The following is a 16,214-nucleotide window of genomic DNA, read 5'->3' on the forward strand; positions in this document are numbered from 1 at the left end:
GGTGAGGGAGTCAGTCACTGAATCCTAACTCAAGTGCGCCCATATGACTTCTGCTCATAACAGCGGGTTATGAGGCGACGTGCGTTTCAGGTTCGCGGGTGAGGGTGACGCCCGATTGCACCAGCACAAATTCGTTGTCGTCGAGTTTGTTGAGCCGGTCGCCAATGGCCAGCTTATAGGTGGTGACAGGCACCGAGCCGGCGAGGCCGTCGTGCGACGGGGTGGATTCCTGGAACTCATGCACGGAATAAACGCGGCCTTCCGCGTCTCTTGCATGGAACTGACCGACGAGTACTGCTGCCATCTGCTTAGAACCTCTGGAGATAAATCACTCAATTTGCGGTTCTGTAGACCGTGGTTGGGCGAGGTAAGTTTTCCTACAGGAAAAAAATAGTCAGGGGCGGCGATTTTCCGTCGCCCGCTGGTTGAATCGTCATCTGATCATCTATAACTAGAAGCTCTTCCCATCGGACAGTCGAGAATCTTCCATGAGTAACGTCTACGAGATCGCCGTTCTGGTCGGCAGCCTGAGAAAAGCGTCGATCAACCGCAAGGTCGCGCTGGCGCTGGCCGAGCTGGCGCCTGCCAATCTGAAGCTGAACATCGTCGAAATAGGCGATTTGCCGCTCTACAACGAAGACATCGATGGCGAATCACCGCCGGCAGCCTACAGCACTTTCCGACAACAAGTGAGTTCATCCGACGCGGTGCTGTTCGTCACCCCGGAATATAACCGTTCGGTACCGGCGCCATTGAAGAATGCGATTGACGTGGGGTCGCGCCCTTATGGCAAGAGCGCCTGGAACGGCAAGCCAGGTGCGGTGATCAGCGCTTCACCGGGCGCCGTCGGCGGATTTGGCGCCAACCACAACATTCGCCAGTCCATGGTGTTTCTCAATGTGCCGTGCATGCAGCAACCGGAAGCCTACCTGGGCGGCGCCGGTTCAGCGTTTGACGAGGCGGGCAAATTGTCGGAGTCGGTCAGGCCGTTCTTGCAGAAATTCATTGATGCGTATGCGCTGTGGGTTGAGCAGCATAAAAAGCAATGACCCGTTACGTGGGGCTGATTAGTTGTTGTGTCAGCCACAATCCCTGTGGGAGCGGGCTTGCGAATGCAGTTTAACATTCAACGTTTATGTCGATTGACATACCGTCTTCGCGAGCAAGCCCGCTCCCACATTGGATCTGCTTATGGCGAAGGTCCTTGTAGGAGCGAGGCTTGCCCGCGAAGAGGCCTACCCAGACGCTACAAGACTCAACCATTACCCGGCACATTCGGCCAAAGGTCGGACACCAGAAACAGCCGCTCGGCTTCTTCCCAATCGCCTTTGCCATTCTCCGTCAGCCGCACCATCAATTGCGCCGGTGCCAGCGGGTCCAGCTCGCTGAGCCATGCGCTCAGCTGTTCAGTGTTCCAGGTTTGCTCTTCGGGATAATGCGCCGGCGCCAGCCAGGCATGGCGGGGCAGGGGCTGCCAGCGGCCGAACGGGCGTTGCACGACAAAGTCCGCCCAGTCCTTCTGATGCAACCAGCTACCGCGCAAATGCTGAGGGTGCGCGCCGCTCGGTGATGCGGCCTGCCCCGGCCACGGATAAAGCAGATAGCCGCCCAGCCACAGATGCGCGCTGAACTGCTGGATATCCAGCGACGCCAGCACTGCACGGCTTTCCGCCCGCGCGGAAATCGGTAATTGATGCTGGCAAAGGTGTTTCAGTTTGCGGTCGAGCCGATCATGACAACCCGGTCCGAGCCACTGCGCGGTGTCGTGGCCGTCACCGTTCTGTGGTCCCAGATAAAGCTTGATCGCCAGTTCCAGGTGATGCACGCCATCGCGATCACGCAGCAGCATGTCCAGCTCGCCCAGGGTATGGCCTTCGCGGCGGATCGGCATGTTGGCGGCAATCAGTTCAATGCCTGGCGCGTGCCGCACGGCATATTGCCACAGCCGCTCGTAGTACAGACCCAGTCGCCGGGTTCTGGCCTGGGCCAGCCAGTGCAGCAAATCGTAGCTGTCGCGATCCAGTTGCCGGAGCCAGTGTTCCAGGCGCTCCGGTGCCTGCACCCAGTCGCTGCCGGCCAGCGGATGACGCTGCGGCCAAGGCGTGACGGCCAGCATCGGCGGCGCGAGGATGACCCAAGCCAGGTCGCGCACTTCAGGGTGGCGCAACTGGTGAGGTAACTGGAGCAAATCTGGAAATAGGATCATCTTGCGAGCATAGCCCGAAACGCGCGCGCACCGTCGTGGCTGAAAGGGTTTTGTCTACGCCGTGCTTTCGCCCATAATCGTGTTTTTCGCCGTCGCAGGCCCCCGCATCCTAATAGGAGCCCCATGGAGCAATTTCGTAATATCGGCATCATCGGTCGCCTGGGCAGTTCTCAGGTGCTGGATACCGTCCGCCGACTGAAACGGTTTCTGCTCGATCGTCACCTGCACGTGATCCTCGAAGACACCATCGCCGAAGTCCTGCCGGGTCATGGCCTGCAAACTTCGTCGCGCAAGATGCTCGGTGAAGTCTGTGACATGGTGATTGTGGTCGGTGGTGACGGTAGCCTGCTGGGCGCCGCCCGCGCGCTGGCCCGACACAATATCCCGGTGCTCGGCATCAACCGGGGCAGCCTGGGGTTCCTGACCGATATTCGTCCCGATGAGCTCGAAGTCAAGGTCGCCGAAGTGCTCGACGGCCACTATCTGGTGGAAAACCGCTTCCTGCTGCAAGCCGAAGTCCGGCGCCACGCCGAGGCCATCGGCCAGGGCGATGCGCTGAACGACGTGGTGCTGCACCCCGGCAAATCGACGCGGATGATCGAATTCGAGTTGTACATCGATGGCCAGTTCGTCTGCAGCCAGAAGGCCGACGGCCTGATCGTCGCCACGCCGACCGGTTCGACCGCCTACGCACTGTCGGCGGGCGGCCCGATCATGCATCCCAAGCTCGACGCTATTGTGATTGTGCCGATGTACCCCCATACCTTGTCAGGTAGACCGATCGTGGTCGATGGCAACAGTGAGCTGAAAATCGTCGTGTCCAAAGATATGCAGATTTACCCGCAAGTTTCCTGTGACGGGCAGAATCACTTCACCTGCGCGCCCGGTGACACCATCACTATCAGCAAGAAAGCGCAGAAGCTGCGGCTGATTCACCCGCTCGACCACAACTACTATGAAGTCTGCCGGACGAAACTCGGCTGGGGCAGCAAGTTGGGTGGTGGAGGCGACTGATGCTCGATCCCGCGCGTAGCTACGACCTGATCGGTGACGTGCACGGTTGCGCTCTGACCCTTGAGCACTTGCTCGACCGGCTCGGTTATCACAAACAGGCTGGCGTCTGGCGGCATCCGTCGCGCATGGCGGTGTTCCTGGGCGACATCATCGACCGCGGCCCGCGGATTCGCGAGGCGCTGCACATCGTCCACGACATGGTCGAGGCCGGGCAGGCGCTGTGCATCATGGGCAACCATGAATTCAACGCCCTCGGCTGGAGCACGCCAGCGCCGCCGGGCAGTGGCCAGCAGTTCGTGCGTGAACATACGCCACGCCACGCGCGCCTGCTCAAGGAAACCCTGACCCAGTTCGAAGACCATCCCGCGGAATGGCATGACTTCCTGCAATGGTTCTATAAGCTGCCATTGTTCATCGATGCCGGGCGTTTTCGGGTGGTGCATGCCTGTTGGGACGCAGGCCTGATCGAACCGTTGCGCAAGTTGTTTCCCGACGGTTGCATCGATGAGCATTTCCTCCAGGCCTCCGCAGTGCCGGGCAGTTTTGCCTGCACCGTGTTCGACCGCCTGTTGCGCGGCACCGACATGCGCTTGCCACACGGGTTGACCATGACCAGCGGCGACGGCCTGACGCGCTCGTTTTTCCGCACCAAGTTCTGGGAAGACGACCCGCAAACCTACGGAGATATCGTGTTCCAGCCCGACGCCTTGCCTGAGCCGGTGGCCCGCACGCCGCTGTCGTCCAGCGAAAAAGACAACTTGTTGCGCTACGGCGTCGATGAGCCGTTGTTGTTCGTCGGCCACTACTGGCGCAGCGGCAAACCGGCGCCGATTCGTCCGAACCTGGCGTGCCTGGATTACAGTGCGGTGCTCTACGGCAAACTGGTCGCTTATCGTCTGGATCAGGAAACCCGTCTCGACCCGCATAAATTTGTCTGGGTCGATGTCGAACGGCCGGAGGTGCTGCAATGACGGCGGTGGCGGTATTGCGTCTGCCTCTGGCGGTGGATTTGAGCGGGTTCGTCAAACTGCTGCAGCGCATGCAAGTGCCCCATCGGGTCAGCGAAGAGGCGGGCGAGCAAGTGCTGTGGGTGCCGGCCAGCATCAGCGACGACGTGCGCTCATTGTATGAACGCTTTCCAGCGGGCGACCCCGATCAGCAACTGGATATCTCGATCGCGCAAACACCGCAGCGTCCGGGCTTCGTCGAGCAGTTGCGCCACAGCAAGGCTACGGCGTTGGTGCTGTTGCTGACCCTGATCGTCGCGATGGTGACGCTGCTGGGCGATAACCTCGAAACGATACGCTGGCTGACTTTCCTCGATTTCCGAGTGGTCGGCGAGTACATCCATTTCACGCCACTGGCCGACAGCCTGGCGGCGGGGCAGTGGTGGCGTCTGATCACGCCGATGCTGATCCACTTCGGCATCCTGCACCTGGCCATGAACGCCATGTGGTACTGGGAATTGGGGCGGCGCATCGAGTCGCGGCAGGGCAGCATCAACCTGATCGGCCTGACATTGCTGTTCAGCCTGGTATCGAACTATGTCCAGTTCCTTTTCAGCGGCCCGAGCCTGTTCGGCGGGTTGTCCGGGGTGCTGTACGGTCTGCTCGGGCATTGCTGGATCTTCCAGCTTCTGTCGCCGAACCCGGCGTATCGCCTGCCCCGAGGGGTGTTGGTGATGATGCTGGTGTGGTTGCTGGTGTGCCTGTCGGGGCTGATCTCGATGATCGGCTTCGGCCAGATTGCCAACGCCGCCCACGTCAGCGGGTTACTCATCGGATGCTTCACCGGTTTGTTGGGCGGTTTGTACAACCGCCGTAAACTGACTTCCAGATAAATTATGTGAATCAAAGAGCGCGGAGCCCTTGATGTCCTCTTTTAATGAAATGATCAAAAACATCACCCCGGATATCTACCAGAGCCTGAAACTGGCGGTGGAAATCGGCAAATGGTCCGACGGTGGCAAACTCACCGCCGAGCAGCGCGAATTGTCCTTGCAAGCGATGATCGCCTGGGAAATCCAGAACCTGCCCGAGGAAGAACGTACCGGCTACATGGGCCCCCAGGAATGCCAGTCGAAGTCGACTGAAGTGCCAAACATTCTGTTCAAATCGGATGCCGTCCATTGATCGAGATTGGCCGCGGTGCAATCAGTAAAATGTCGGCGCGCCTTGACGGGTCGAACGTTCAGTACGCTTTTCGTCTCGGCGACGCCGAGGTACCGGTCAATCCGTTGATCGGCACCACGGTGCGCCTGGAATACCTGGGAGCGATCCACTGCACCCATTGCGGACGCAAGACCAAAACCAGTTTCAGCCAGGGTTACTGCTACCCGTGCATGACCAAACTGGCCCAATGCGACCTCTGCATCATGAGCCCGGAGCGTTGCCACTATGACGCCGGCACCTGCCGTGAGCCTGCGTGGGGCGAAACGTTCTGCATGACCGATCATGTGGTGTATCTGGCCAATTCGTCGGGGATCAAGGTCGGCATAACCCGCGCCACGCAATTGCCCACCCGTTGGCTCGATCAGGGCGCCAGCCAGGCATTGCCGATCATGCGCGTTGCGACCCGTCAGCAGTCAGGCTTCGTCGAAGAGCTGTTCCGCAGCCAGGTAGCCGACAAGACCAACTGGCGTGCTTTACTCAAGGGCGATGCGGTATCGGTGGATCTGGCGCAGGTTCGCGATCAGCTGTTTGAAAGTTGTGCGCCAGGTTTGCAAGGTTTGCAGGAACGATTTGGCCTGCAAGCAATCCAGACCATTACCGATGTCGAACCGCTCGAGATCCGTTATCCGGTCGAGCAATACCCGGCCAAGATTGTCAGCTTCAACCTGGACAAGAACCCGATTGCCGAAGGCACGCTGCTGGGAATCAAGGGGCAGTACCTGATTTTCGACACCGGCGTGATCAATATTCGTAAATACACGGCCTACCAGCTCGCCGTGCATCAGTAAGGATTCCAGTATGCGCACCGAACAACCGAAGATGATCTACCTGAAGGACTATCAGGCGCCTGAGTACCTGATCGACGAGACGCACCTGACCTTCGAGTTGTTCGAGGACCACAGCCTGGTCCACGCGCAACTGGTGATGCGCCGCAATCCTGAACGTGGCCCGGGCCTGCCGCCGCTGGTGCTGGATGGCCAGCAACTCGATCTGCTGTCGGTGACGTTGGCCGATCGTGAGTTGAGCCCTGCCGACTATCAACTGACCGAGAATCACCTGACCCTGCACCCGGCCAGTACAAGCTTCACGGTCGACACCAGCGTCCGGATTCATCCGGAAACCAACACCGCCCTGGAAGGCCTGTACAAATCCGGCACCATGTTCTGCACCCAGTGTGAAGCCGAAGGTTTCCGCAAAATCACCTATTACCTCGACCGCCCCGATGTGATGAGCACGTTCACCACCACGGTGGTCGCCGAGCAGCACAGCTATCCGGTGCTGCTGTCCAACGGCAACCCGATTGCCTCGGGTCCCGGCGAAGACGGCCGGCACTGGGCGACCTGGGAAGACCCGTTCAAGAAACCGGCGTACCTGTTCGCGCTGGTGGCCGGTGACCTGTGGTGCGTCGAAGACACCTTCACCACCATGACCGAGCGCTCCGTGGCGCTGCGCATCTATGTCGAGCCGGAAAACATCGACAAGTGCCAGCACGCCATGAACAGCCTGAAGAAGTCGATGCGTTGGGACGAAGAGGTTTACGGTCGCGAGTACGACCTGGACATCTTCATGATCGTCGCCGTCAACGACTTCAACATGGGCGCCATGGAAAACAAGGGCCTCAACATCTTCAACTCCAGCGCCGTGCTGGCCCGCGCCGAAACCGCCACCGACGCCGCACACCAGCGGGTCGAAGCGATCGTTGCCCACGAATACTTCCACAACTGGTCGGGCAACCGTGTGACCTGCCGCGACTGGTTCCAGTTGTCGCTGAAGGAAGGCTTCACCGTGTTCCGGGATTCCGGCTTCTCTGCCGACATGAACTCGGCCACGGTCAAACGCATCCAGGACGTGGCGTACCTGCGCACCCACCAATTCGCCGAAGACGCCGGCCCGATGGCGCACGCCGTGCGCCCGGACAGCTTCATCGAGATTTCCAACTTCTATACCCTGACCGTGTACGAAAAGGGTTCAGAAGTGGTCGGCATGATTCACACCTTGCTGGGCGCCGAAGGCTTCCGCAAAGGCAGCGACCTGTACTTCGAACGCCATGACGGCCAGGCCGTGACCTGCGACGACTTCATCAAGGCCATGGAAGACGCCAACGGCGTTGACCTGACTCAATTCAAACGCTGGTACAGCCAGGCCGGCACACCGCGTTTGGCGGTGAGCGAGTCCTACGACGCCGCGGCAAAAACCTACAACCTGACCTTCCGCCAGAGCTGCCCGGAAACCCCGGACAAGGTGGAAAAACTGCCGTTCGTGATTCCGGTGGAATTGGGCCTGCTGGACAGCAAGGGCGGCGAGATTGCCCTGCGTCTTGCCGGTGAAGCCAGTGCTCAAGGCACCTCGCGGGTCATTTCGGTGACGGAAGCCGAGCAGACCTTCACCTTCATCGATATTGCGCAAAAGCCGTTGCCTTCTTTGCTGCGCGGCTTCTCGGCGCCAGTGAAACTGAGCTTCCCGTACGACCGCGATCAGTTGATGTTCCTGATGCAGCACGACAGCGACGGTTTCAACCGCTGGGATGCCGGCCAGCAATTGTCGGTGCAGGTGCTGCAAGAATTGATCGAACAGCAACAGAAGGGCGAAGCGCTGGTGCTGGATCAGCGTCTGGTTTCAGCACTGCGTACCGTGCTGTCCGATGAGACGCTGGATCAGGCAATGGTCGCCGAAATGCTCTCGTTGCCGGGCGAGGCGTATCTGACCGAGATCAGTGAAGTGGCTGACGTAGACGCCATCCACACAGCTCGCGAGTTTGTCCGCAAGCAATTGGCTGAAGGTTTGTTCGAGGCATTGTGGCTGCGTTATCAGGCCAATCGCGATCTCTCGAAGAAAACGCCGTATGTAGCCGAGGCCGAGCATTTCGCCCGCCGCGCCCTGCAAAACATTGCGCTGTCGTACCTGATGCTCAGCGGCAAGCCGGAAGTCTTGGCGGCAACCCTCGAACAGTTCGACACCAGCGACAACATGACTGAACGTCTGACGGCGTTGGCGGTGTTGGTCAACTCGCCATTCGAAGAGCAGAAAGCCACGGCGCTGGCGACCTTCGCCGAACACTTCAAGGACAATCCGCTGGTCATGGATCAGTGGTTCAGCGTTCAGGCCGGCAGCCCATTGCCGGGCGGTCTGGAGCGGGTCAAAGCCTTGATGCAACACCCGGCGTTCACCATCAAGAACCCGAACAAGGTGCGGGCACTGATCGGCGCGTTTGCCGGCCAGAACCTGATCAACTTCCACGCGGCTGACGGTTCCGGGTATCGGTTCCTGGCGGATCTGGTGATCGAGCTGAACGGATTCAACCCGCAGATCGCTTCTCGCCAACTGGCGCCGCTGACTCGCTGGCGCAAATACGACGACGCTCGTCAGGCGTTGATGAAAGGTGAGCTGGAGCGGATTCGCGCTTCGGGGCAACTGTCCAGCGATGTGTTTGAAGTGGTCAGCAAGAGCCTGGCTTGAGTTTGGCCTTGCTCCCTCAGGGTTCACTCGAGCCCCTGTGGGAGCGGGCTTGCTCGCGAAGGCGGCCTGATAGCCGACCTGTACGCCGATCAAATTGTGGGAGCTGGCTTGCCTGCGATGGCGGCCTTTGGGCCGACCATGCTTTGGTTGGTGGTGTACATATCCGTTGTTGCGGTAACGGCTACTTATGGTTTCGCCCTTACGGCGAGTCCCTTTTGGCAAACGCCCGGAATGCCGGCCCAGCCAAAAGGAACCAAAAGGTCTCGCCCCAAGCGTACGGCCCCTCGCTAAGGCTCGGCGTTCCTTCGCTCCGGTATCCATCTGGGGGCATCGCCCTACGGTCTGCTTCGCTACGACCTACATGCGATGGGTTCGACTGCGTCGAACGGCGCTGCGCGCCAATCCCCAGATGAACACCTCCGCTCTGCCTCCCGAAGGGGCGGGTAGATCAAGATCAAAAGCCAAGCAAAGCAAATGCAAGATCAAAGGATCGCAGCCTCGCTTCGCTCGACAGCTCCTACAGGGAAATGTGTTCGCTTGAGATCAGGCCGGCCGGTAGGCCGCCTTGCTTTTGATTTTGACGCACCGCCCCCTCGAGAGGCCGAGAGGAGGTTCTGCGCAGTGGGCAACCCGGCATGGATGCCGGGTTAGCCGCCCCGGCCATGGATGGCCGATGGCGGCGGGCCCACGGAGCAGGACCGGAGCGAGGGCATGCCGAGCCTAGGCGAGGCACCGAACGAAAGGGGCAAAAGCGCTTTGGTTACTTTGGCGCTTTTCCAAAGTGACCCGCTGTAAGAGCGGAACCTTAAGTGGCCGTTACCGCAGAAACGGATATGTACACCAATCACCAAACCCCAATCACCCCTCCGAATGCCTCCCCATTCACCCACAACCCATATCCCCTCCAGTTAACAAAACATAACGTGGCGTCGATTGTCAGACCTTTCCAAACCCCGATAGGATAAGCCAGCTTCCGAAGGGGCTCTGGATTGCGGGTTTCAGGACTATGCTCCTGAATAGGTCAATCCCGATGCGCATCCCTTACGGCGCCCTGAAGGGTTGAACGACCTAACAATAATAATGTGAGGGAAGGTCTATGAGTGAGCCTGTCATGGGTGTGAGTGTTGGCCGCCCGCCGGCGTTACGCAGGTTCGCGTTGCTGGCTACAGCGCTCTCGCTGTTGGGCTGTACCGTGCTGTCGGCGCCTGCGCTGGCCGCTGCCGCGTCGGCCACCGATGTGGTTTATTCCGTTGAATCCGCCAAGGCCAGCAAAGGCCTGATGCTCGATGTCGTACACGCGGGCAAACGCCTGGTGGCGGTCGGCGATCGCGGGCACATCCTGTATTCCGATGACCAGGGCGCAACCTGGACCCAGGCCAAGGTGCCGACCCGGCAACTGCTGACGGCGGTGTTTTTTGTCGATGACAAACACGGCTGGGCTGTTGGCCATGACGCGCAGATCCTCGCCAGTGAAGACGGCGGCATCACCTGGAGCAAACAATTCGAAGACCTGACACGCGAATCGCCGCTGCTCGACGTCTGGTTCAAGGACGTTGACAGCGGCTTTGCCGTGGGCGCTTACGGTGCCTTGCTTGAAACCACCGATGGCGGTAAAAACTGGGAAGACGTCAGCGATCGCCTGGACAACGAAGACCAGTACCACCTCAACGCCATTGCGGCGGTCAAGGATTCCGGCATTTTCATCGTCGGTGAGCAGGGCAGCATGTTCCGTTCCGCCGATGACGGGCAGACCTGGGAAAAGCTTGAGGGCCCTTACGAAGGCTCACTGTTCGGTGTGATCGGCACTGCGCAACCGGCCACGCTGCTGGCTTACGGGTTGCGCGGCAATCTCTATCGCTCCACGGATTTCGGCAGCACCTGGGAGCAGATCGAGCTCAAGGCTGCACGTGGCACACTGGAATTCGGCCTGTCTGGCGCCACGCTGCTCGATGACGGTTCCATCGTGATCGTCGGCAATGGCGGCAGCGTGATTCGCAGCACCGACGACGGCGAAACCTTCAGCGTGTTCAACCGTCCGGATCGCATCTCCGTCTCGGCGGTCACGGCGGCAGGCAACGGCAATCTGATTCTGGCAGGACAGGGTGGCGTTCGCGTCACTTCGCCTACCGGCGCAGAGAATGGAAAAAACGGGTCGTCCAAATGAGCCGGGCAAATAATAAGAAGGCGGGTCTATGACATCCTTAAGCACTCCTCATCAGGATAAGGCGACGTTTCTTGAGCGCCTGATTTTCAACAACCGCCCGGCAGTCATCGTCATCTGCCTGCTGGTCAGTGTTTTCCTGTTCTGGCAGGCGACGCTGATCCGGCCGTCCACCAGTTTCGAAAAAATGATCCCGCTCGAGCATCCGTTCATTGAAAAGATGATGGAGCACCGCAACGATCTGGCGAACCTGGGCAACACGGTGCGGATTTCCGTGGAAGCCACCGACGGCGACATCTTCTCCAAGGAATACATGGAGACCCTGCGTCAGATCCACGACGAGGTGTTCTACATTTCCGGCGTCGACCGTTCCGGCCTCAAGTCGCTGTGGAGCCCGAGCGTGCGCTGGACCGAGGTGACGGAGGAGGGCTTCGCCGGCGGTGAAGTGATTCCCCAGAGCTATAACGGCTCCCAGCAAAGCCTCGACCTGCTGCGCAACAACGTGCTCAAGTCCGGGCAAGTCGGACGTTTGGTGGCCAACGACTTCAAGTCGAGCATCATCGACATCCCGCTGCTGGAGTCCTACCCGGACCCGCAGGACCAGGGCAAGTTGCTGGCGCTGGACTACCGCAAGTTCTCCCACGAACTTGAAGACAAGATCCGCAACAAGTTCGAAGCCCAAAACCCCAACGTGAAGATCCACATTGTCGGGTTCGCCAAGAAAGTCGGCGACCTGATCGATGGGCTGGTCATGGTGGTGATGTTCTTCGGCGTCGCTTTCGTCATTACCCTGATCCTGCTGTACTGGTTCACCCACTGCATGCGCAGCACCATTGCGGTATTGAGCACGACACTGGTGGCGGTGGTCTGGCAGTTGGGCTTGATGCACTTCTTCGGTTTCGGGCTTGATCCGTACTCGATGCTGGTGCCGTTCCTGATCTTCGCCATCGGGATTTCCCACGGCGTGCAGAAAATCAACGGTATCGCCTTGCAGTCCAGCGAGGCGGAGAACGCTCTGACCGCAGCGCGGCGCACATTCCGTCAGCTGTTTTTGCCGGGGATGATCGCGATCCTTGCGGATGCGGTGGGCTTCATCACGCTGTTGATCATCGACATCGGGGTGATTCGTGAGCTGGCCATCGGTGCGTCCATCGGCGTGGCGGTGATCGTGTTCACCAACCTGATCCTGCTGCCGGTGGCGATTTCCTACGTCGGTATCAGCAAACGCGCGGTCGAGCGCAGCAAGAAAGACGCGCACCGCGAGCATCCGTTCTGGCGCCTGCTGTCGAACTTTGCCAGCCCCAAAGTCGCACCGATTTCCATTGCCCTGGCGCTGATCGCTTTCGGTGGTGGCCTCTGGTACAGCCAGAACCTGAAAATCGGCGACCTCGACCAGGGCGCGCCGGAACTGCGTCCGGACTCGCGTTACAACAAGGACAACAGCTTCATCATCAACAATTACTCCACCAGTTCTGACGTGCTGGTGGTGATGGTCAAGACCAAGTCTGAAGGTTGCTCGCGCTACGAGGCCATGGCGCCGATCGACGAGCTGATGTGGAAAATGCAGAACACTGAGGGCGTGCAATCGGCGATCTCGTTGGTGACTGTGTCCAAGCAGATGATCAAGGGCATGAACGAGGGCAACCTGAAATGGGAAACCCTGTCGCGCAACCCTGATGTGCTGAACAACTCCATCGCCCGTGCCGATGGCCTGTACAACAACAATTGCTCCCTGGCGCCGGTGTTGGTGTTCCTCAACGACCACAAGGCCGAAACCCTGGACCGCGCCGTGCATGCGGTGCAGGACTTCGCCAAGGAGAATAACAAGGAAGGCCTGGAATTCATCCTTGCCGCCGGTAACGCCGGGATCGAAGCGGCCACCAACGAGGTGATCAAACGCTCTGAATTGACCATTCTGGTCCTGGTGTACATCTGCGTCGCAACCATGTGCATGATCACCTTCCGTTCCTGGGCGGCGACCTTGTGCATCGTGCTGCCGCTAGTACTGACCTCGGTCCTGGGCAACGCGCTGATGGCGTTCATGGGCATCGGCGTGAAAGTGGCGACCTTGCCGGTCGTGGCGCTCGGGGTGGGGATAGGCGTGGACTACGGGATCTATATCTACAGCCGTCTGGAAAGCTTCCTGCGTGCCGGCCTGCCGCTGCAAGAGGCGTACTACCAGACGCTGAAGTCCACCGGTAAAGCCGTGCTGTTCACCGGCCTGTGCCTGGCGATCGGCGTATGCACCTGGATCTTCTCGGCGATCAAGTTCCAGGCCGACATGGGCTTGATGCTGACCTTCATGCTGCTCTGGAACATGTTCGGCGCGCTGTGGCTGCTGCCAGCGCTGGCGCGGTTCTTGATCAAACCGGAGAAACTGGCAGGGCAGAAGGGCAATTCGTTGTTCGCTCACTGATCCCTGGCAGAAACAGAAAAGCCGCAACCTTGGTTGCGGCTTTTTTAGGTACATGAAGATCAAAAGATCGCAGCCTTCGGCAGCTCCTACATTGATTGAGTACATCCGCAATTCAACGGTACACACGGTCCCTGTAGGAGCTGCCGAAGGCTGCGATCTTTTGACTTTGCTTTACGACAAATCGGTGCCAAGCACCACATTCAAAGCACTACGCGCATCATCCAGCTGCACCAGCGTCGCATGCCGCGCGCCCAGCGCATCGCGATTCTCGATAGCAGTGAGGATCGCCTTGTGCCGTGGCATCGCCAACTCATGCAGATTCGGCCGCTGGTTGGAATGCTTCAACGCTTCGGCAATCGCCACCGACAGCATATTGCACAGGTTCGCCAGCAGGTCGTTATGCGTCGCGTCGGCGATGCGGCTGTGGAAATCCAGGTCCGGCTGCAGCAAGGCTTCGGGCGTCGGTGCCGCTTCCATGCGTTGGTAGGCTTCACCGATGGAGGCGATGTCTTCGTCGGTGGCGAATTGCGCGGCCAGTGCGGCGGCGGCCGGCTCGATGATGCTGCGCACGCTGGTCAGCAGATCAAAAAATTCATTTTGCGGACTGCTTTGCATCAGCCAGTGCAGCACGTCCGGGTCGAGCATGTGCCATTCCTTGCGCGGCTTGACCACCGTGCCGACCCGCGGACGGGAATACACCAGGCCCTTGGCCACCAATACGCGAGTGGCTTCGCGCAGCACCGGTCGGCTGACCGCGTATTCCTCGCACAGCAAGGCTTCGGCGGGCAGTTTGTCGTCCGGCTTGAACCGTCCCGAGACGATCTGCATGCCCAATTCCTGGACGATGCGCGAATGCATGCTTTTGCGGTCGGAGGGTTTGCGGTAATCCATGGGGAACGGCGCGATCCTGTGCGATGGGGTGCCGCGCATGATAGCAGGCGCCCTTGAAAAGATCGCAGCCTTCGGCAGCTCCTACACCGACCGGGTGCGCTACGATTTCGTCGCCATTCCCGATCCCTGTAGGAGCTGCCGAAGGCTGCGATCTTTTGACTTTAATGGGAGTGACGCGGCACCTCGGCCCCTCGGCACCCGACGAGGAAGTCAAAGTCGCAACCCTGATCCGCCTGCAGCACATGGTCGATGTACAGCTGACGATAACCGCCCACGATTAACTGTTGCGGTGGTTGCAGATCCGCCATGCGCGCTGCCAGTTCCGCATCCGGAATGTCCAGGTGCAAACGCCCGTTGGCGCAATCAAGCTCGATCCAGTCGCCTTCCTTCACGGTCGCCAATGGTCCGCCGGCCGCCGCTTCCGGTGCCACATGCAGCACAACAGTGCCGTAAGCGGTGCCGCTCATGCGTGCGTCGGAAATCCGCACCATGTCGGTCACGCCTTGGGCCAGCAGCTTGGCCGGTAATCCCATGTTGCCGACTTCGGCCATGCCCGGATAACCCTTTGGCCCGCAGTTTTTCATCACCAGAATCGAATTGGCATCCACGTCCAGTTCCGGATCGTTGATGCGCGCCTTGTACATGTCGAAGTTCTCGAACACCACCGCACGCCCGCGATGTTGCATCAATTCGGCGCTCGCGGCAGAGGGCTTGAGCACCGCACCGAGTGGCGCCAGATTACCGCGCAACACACAGATGCCGCCGTCGGCGCGGATCGGGTTGTCGAGGGTGCGGATCACTTCGTCCTGGCCGTAGATCGGCGCGTCTTTGGTGTTCTCGCTAATGGTTTTACCGTTGACGGTGAGGGCGTTCGGGTTCGGGATCAGGTTGGCTTCGCCGAGACGACGCAGCACCGCGGGCAAACCGCCGGCGTAGTAGAACTCTTCCATCAGGAAGCGCCCGGACGGTTGCAGGTCGACGATGGTCGGCATGCCGCGACCGATGCGGGTCCAGTCATCCAGGTCCAGCTCGACGCCGATGCGCCCGGCGATGGCTTTCAAGTGGATCACCGCGTTGGTCGAACCGCCGATGGCGGCGTTCACCCGGATGGCGTTTTCGAAGGCTTCCTTGGTCAGGATCTTCGACAGTTTCAAATCTTCGCGCACCATCTCCACCGCGCGCATGCCGGACATGTGCGCCAACACATAACGGCGCGCATCGACCGCCGGAATCGCCGCGTTGTGGGGCAGGGAAGTGCCGAGGGCTTCGGCCATGCAGGCCATGGTCGAGGCCGTGCCCATGGTGTTGCAGGTACCGGCCGAGCGCGACATGCCGCCCTCGGCCGCGAGGAAATCGTCAAGGGTGATGGTACCCGCCTTGACCTGTTCGCTGAGCTGCCAGACCACCGTGCCCGAGCCAATGTCCTGGCCCTTGTGCTTGCCGTTGAGCATCGGCCCACCGGTGACGACGATTGCCGGCACGTCGCAACTGGCCGCGCCCATCAGCAGCGCCGGTGTGGTTTTGTCGCAGCCGGTGAGCAGCACCACGCCATCGATCGGGTTACCGCGAATCGCTTCTTCGACGTCCATGCTCGCCAGGTTGCGGGTCAGCATGGCGGTGGGGCGCAGGTTCGATTCGCCATTGGAGAACACCGGGAATTCCACCGGAAAGCCACCCGCTTCGATCACCCCGCGTTTGACGTGCTCGGCGATCTGCCGGAAATGTGCGTTGCACGGGGTCAGTTCCGACCAGGTGTTGCAAATGCCGATGATCGGCTTGCCGTGGAATTGGTGGTCGGCGATGCCCTGATTCTTCATCCAGCTGCGGTACATGAAGCCGTTCTTGTCGGCGGTGCCAAACCATTGGGCGGAGCGCAGGGTGGGTTTCTTATCAGACATG

13 protein-coding genes are annotated in these 16,214 nt (G+C 59.9%); 9 read left to right on the plus strand and 4 right to left on the minus strand.

Annotation, left to right across the window (positions count from 1 at the left end; all coding sequences use genetic code 11):
• Positions 1-67: 67 nt before the first annotated feature.
• Positions 68-304: a hypothetical protein gene (locus ABH909_RS16180; RefSeq protein WP_008074401.1), complete on the minus strand. Its 237-nt coding sequence runs from the start codon at positions 302-304 to the stop codon at positions 68-70.
• 184 nt (positions 305-488) lie between these two features.
• Between ABH909_RS16180 and ABH909_RS16185 the strand changes: the two genes are divergently transcribed.
• Entirely contained in the window at positions 489-1,049 is a 561-nt protein-coding gene (locus tag ABH909_RS16185; RefSeq protein ID WP_063343483.1) for an NADPH-dependent FMN reductase, read from the plus strand.
• Positions 1,050-1,255: 206 nt separating this feature from the next.
• On the opposite strand, the gene ABH909_RS16190 is transcribed toward ABH909_RS16185, so the two are convergent.
• Positions 1,256-2,206, minus strand: a complete 951-nt coding sequence (locus ABH909_RS16190; protein WP_429434877.1) for a DUF1853 family protein — start codon at positions 2,204-2,206, stop codon at positions 1,256-1,258.
• Positions 2,207-2,329: 123 nt separating this feature from the next.
• On the opposite strand from ABH909_RS16190, the gene ABH909_RS16195 reads away from it, so the two are divergent.
• The 8 genes from ABH909_RS16195 to ABH909_RS16230 all read left to right on the plus strand — a co-directional run bounded on the left by ABH909_RS16195 (position 2,330) and on the right by ABH909_RS16230 (position 13,424).
• Complete coding sequence (locus ABH909_RS16195; protein WP_007906781.1) at positions 2,330-3,220, plus strand: NAD(+) kinase; 891 nt, start codon at positions 2,330-2,332, stop codon at positions 3,218-3,220.
• Entirely contained in the window at positions 3,217-4,191 is a 975-nt protein-coding gene (locus ABH909_RS16200) for a metallophosphoesterase (protein ID WP_429439948.1), read from the plus strand. The genes ABH909_RS16195 and ABH909_RS16200 overlap by 4 nt, the downstream gene beginning before the upstream one ends.
• Positions 4,188-5,060: a rhomboid family intramembrane serine protease gene (locus tag ABH909_RS16205; RefSeq protein WP_429434879.1), complete on the plus strand. Its 873-nt coding sequence runs from the start codon at positions 4,188-4,190 to the stop codon at positions 5,058-5,060. Before ABH909_RS16200 ends, ABH909_RS16205 begins: the two co-directional genes overlap by 4 nt.
• Positions 5,061-5,091: 31 nt before the next feature.
• Positions 5,092-5,352, plus strand: coding sequence for a YeaC family protein (locus ABH909_RS16210; RefSeq protein ID WP_429434881.1), 261 nt, complete (start codon positions 5,092-5,094; stop codon positions 5,350-5,352).
• A complete protein-coding gene (locus ABH909_RS16215) occupies positions 5,349-6,179 on the plus strand; it encodes a DUF2797 domain-containing protein (protein WP_429434884.1) in 831 nt (276 codons plus the stop codon). Before ABH909_RS16210 ends, ABH909_RS16215 begins: the two co-directional genes overlap by 4 nt.
• A 10-nt stretch (positions 6,180-6,189) precedes the next feature.
• Positions 6,190-8,847, plus strand: a complete 2,658-nt coding sequence (gene pepN, locus ABH909_RS16220) for an aminopeptidase N (protein ID WP_429434886.1) — start codon at positions 6,190-6,192, stop codon at positions 8,845-8,847.
• A gap of 1,096 nt (positions 8,848-9,943) precedes the next feature.
• Positions 9,944-11,011 carry a WD40/YVTN/BNR-like repeat-containing protein gene (locus ABH909_RS16225; RefSeq protein WP_429434888.1) on the plus strand — a complete coding sequence of 356 codons (1,068 nt, stop codon included), beginning with the start codon at positions 9,944-9,946 and terminating at the stop codon, positions 11,009-11,011.
• A 28-nt stretch (positions 11,012-11,039) separates the two neighbouring features.
• The gene (locus ABH909_RS16230; RefSeq protein ID WP_429434891.1) at positions 11,040-13,424 is read left to right on the plus strand and encodes an efflux RND transporter permease subunit; all 2,385 of its coding nucleotides are present in this window, start codon (positions 11,040-11,042) and stop codon (positions 13,422-13,424) included.
• A 171-nt stretch (positions 13,425-13,595) separates the two neighbouring features.
• Here ABH909_RS16230 and ABH909_RS16235 read toward each other — a convergent pair whose 3' ends face one another.
• Positions 13,596-14,315, minus strand: coding sequence for a FadR/GntR family transcriptional regulator (locus tag ABH909_RS16235; protein WP_168185149.1), 720 nt, complete (start codon positions 14,313-14,315; stop codon positions 13,596-13,598).
• A gap of 161 nt (positions 14,316-14,476) precedes the next feature.
• Entirely contained in the window at positions 14,477-16,213 is a 1,737-nt protein-coding gene (locus tag ABH909_RS16240; protein WP_429434892.1) for an IlvD/Edd family dehydratase, read from the minus strand.
• Position 16,214: the final 1 nt, after the last annotated feature.

Source organism: Pseudomonas sp. BS3782 TE3695, from assembly GCF_050435305.1.
In the GTDB taxonomy this organism is placed as follows: Bacteria; Pseudomonadota; Gammaproteobacteria; order Pseudomonadales; family Pseudomonadaceae; genus Aquipseudomonas.

Coding starts and splice junctions, on each gene's coding strand:
- ABH909_RS16180 (WP_008074401.1), bottom strand. CDS start 304: ATGGCAGCAGTACTCGTCGGTCAGTTCCATGCAAGAGACGCGGAAGGC.
- ABH909_RS16235 (WP_168185149.1), bottom strand. CDS start 14,315: ATGGATTACCGCAAACCCTCCGACCGCAAAAGCATGCATTCGCGCATC.
- ABH909_RS16210 (WP_429434881.1), top strand. CDS start 5,092: ATGTCCTCTTTTAATGAAATGATCAAAAACATCACCCCGGATATCTAC.
- ABH909_RS16225 (WP_429434888.1), top strand. CDS start 9,944: ATGAGTGAGCCTGTCATGGGTGTGAGTGTTGGCCGCCCGCCGGCGTTA.
- ABH909_RS16195 (WP_007906781.1), top strand. CDS start 2,330: ATGGAGCAATTTCGTAATATCGGCATCATCGGTCGCCTGGGCAGTTCT.
- ABH909_RS16185 (WP_063343483.1), top strand. CDS start 489: ATGAGTAACGTCTACGAGATCGCCGTTCTGGTCGGCAGCCTGAGAAAA.
- pepN (WP_429434886.1), top strand. CDS start 6,190: ATGCGCACCGAACAACCGAAGATGATCTACCTGAAGGACTATCAGGCG.
- ABH909_RS16205 (WP_429434879.1), top strand. CDS start 4,188: ATGACGGCGGTGGCGGTATTGCGTCTGCCTCTGGCGGTGGATTTGAGC.
- ABH909_RS16240 (WP_429434892.1), bottom strand. CDS start 16,213: ATGTCTGATAAGAAACCCACCCTGCGCTCCGCCCAATGGTTTGGCACC.
- ABH909_RS16190 (WP_429434877.1), bottom strand. CDS start 2,206: ATGATCCTATTTCCAGATTTGCTCCAGTTACCTCACCAGTTGCGCCAC.
- ABH909_RS16230 (WP_429434891.1), top strand. CDS start 11,040: ATGACATCCTTAAGCACTCCTCATCAGGATAAGGCGACGTTTCTTGAG.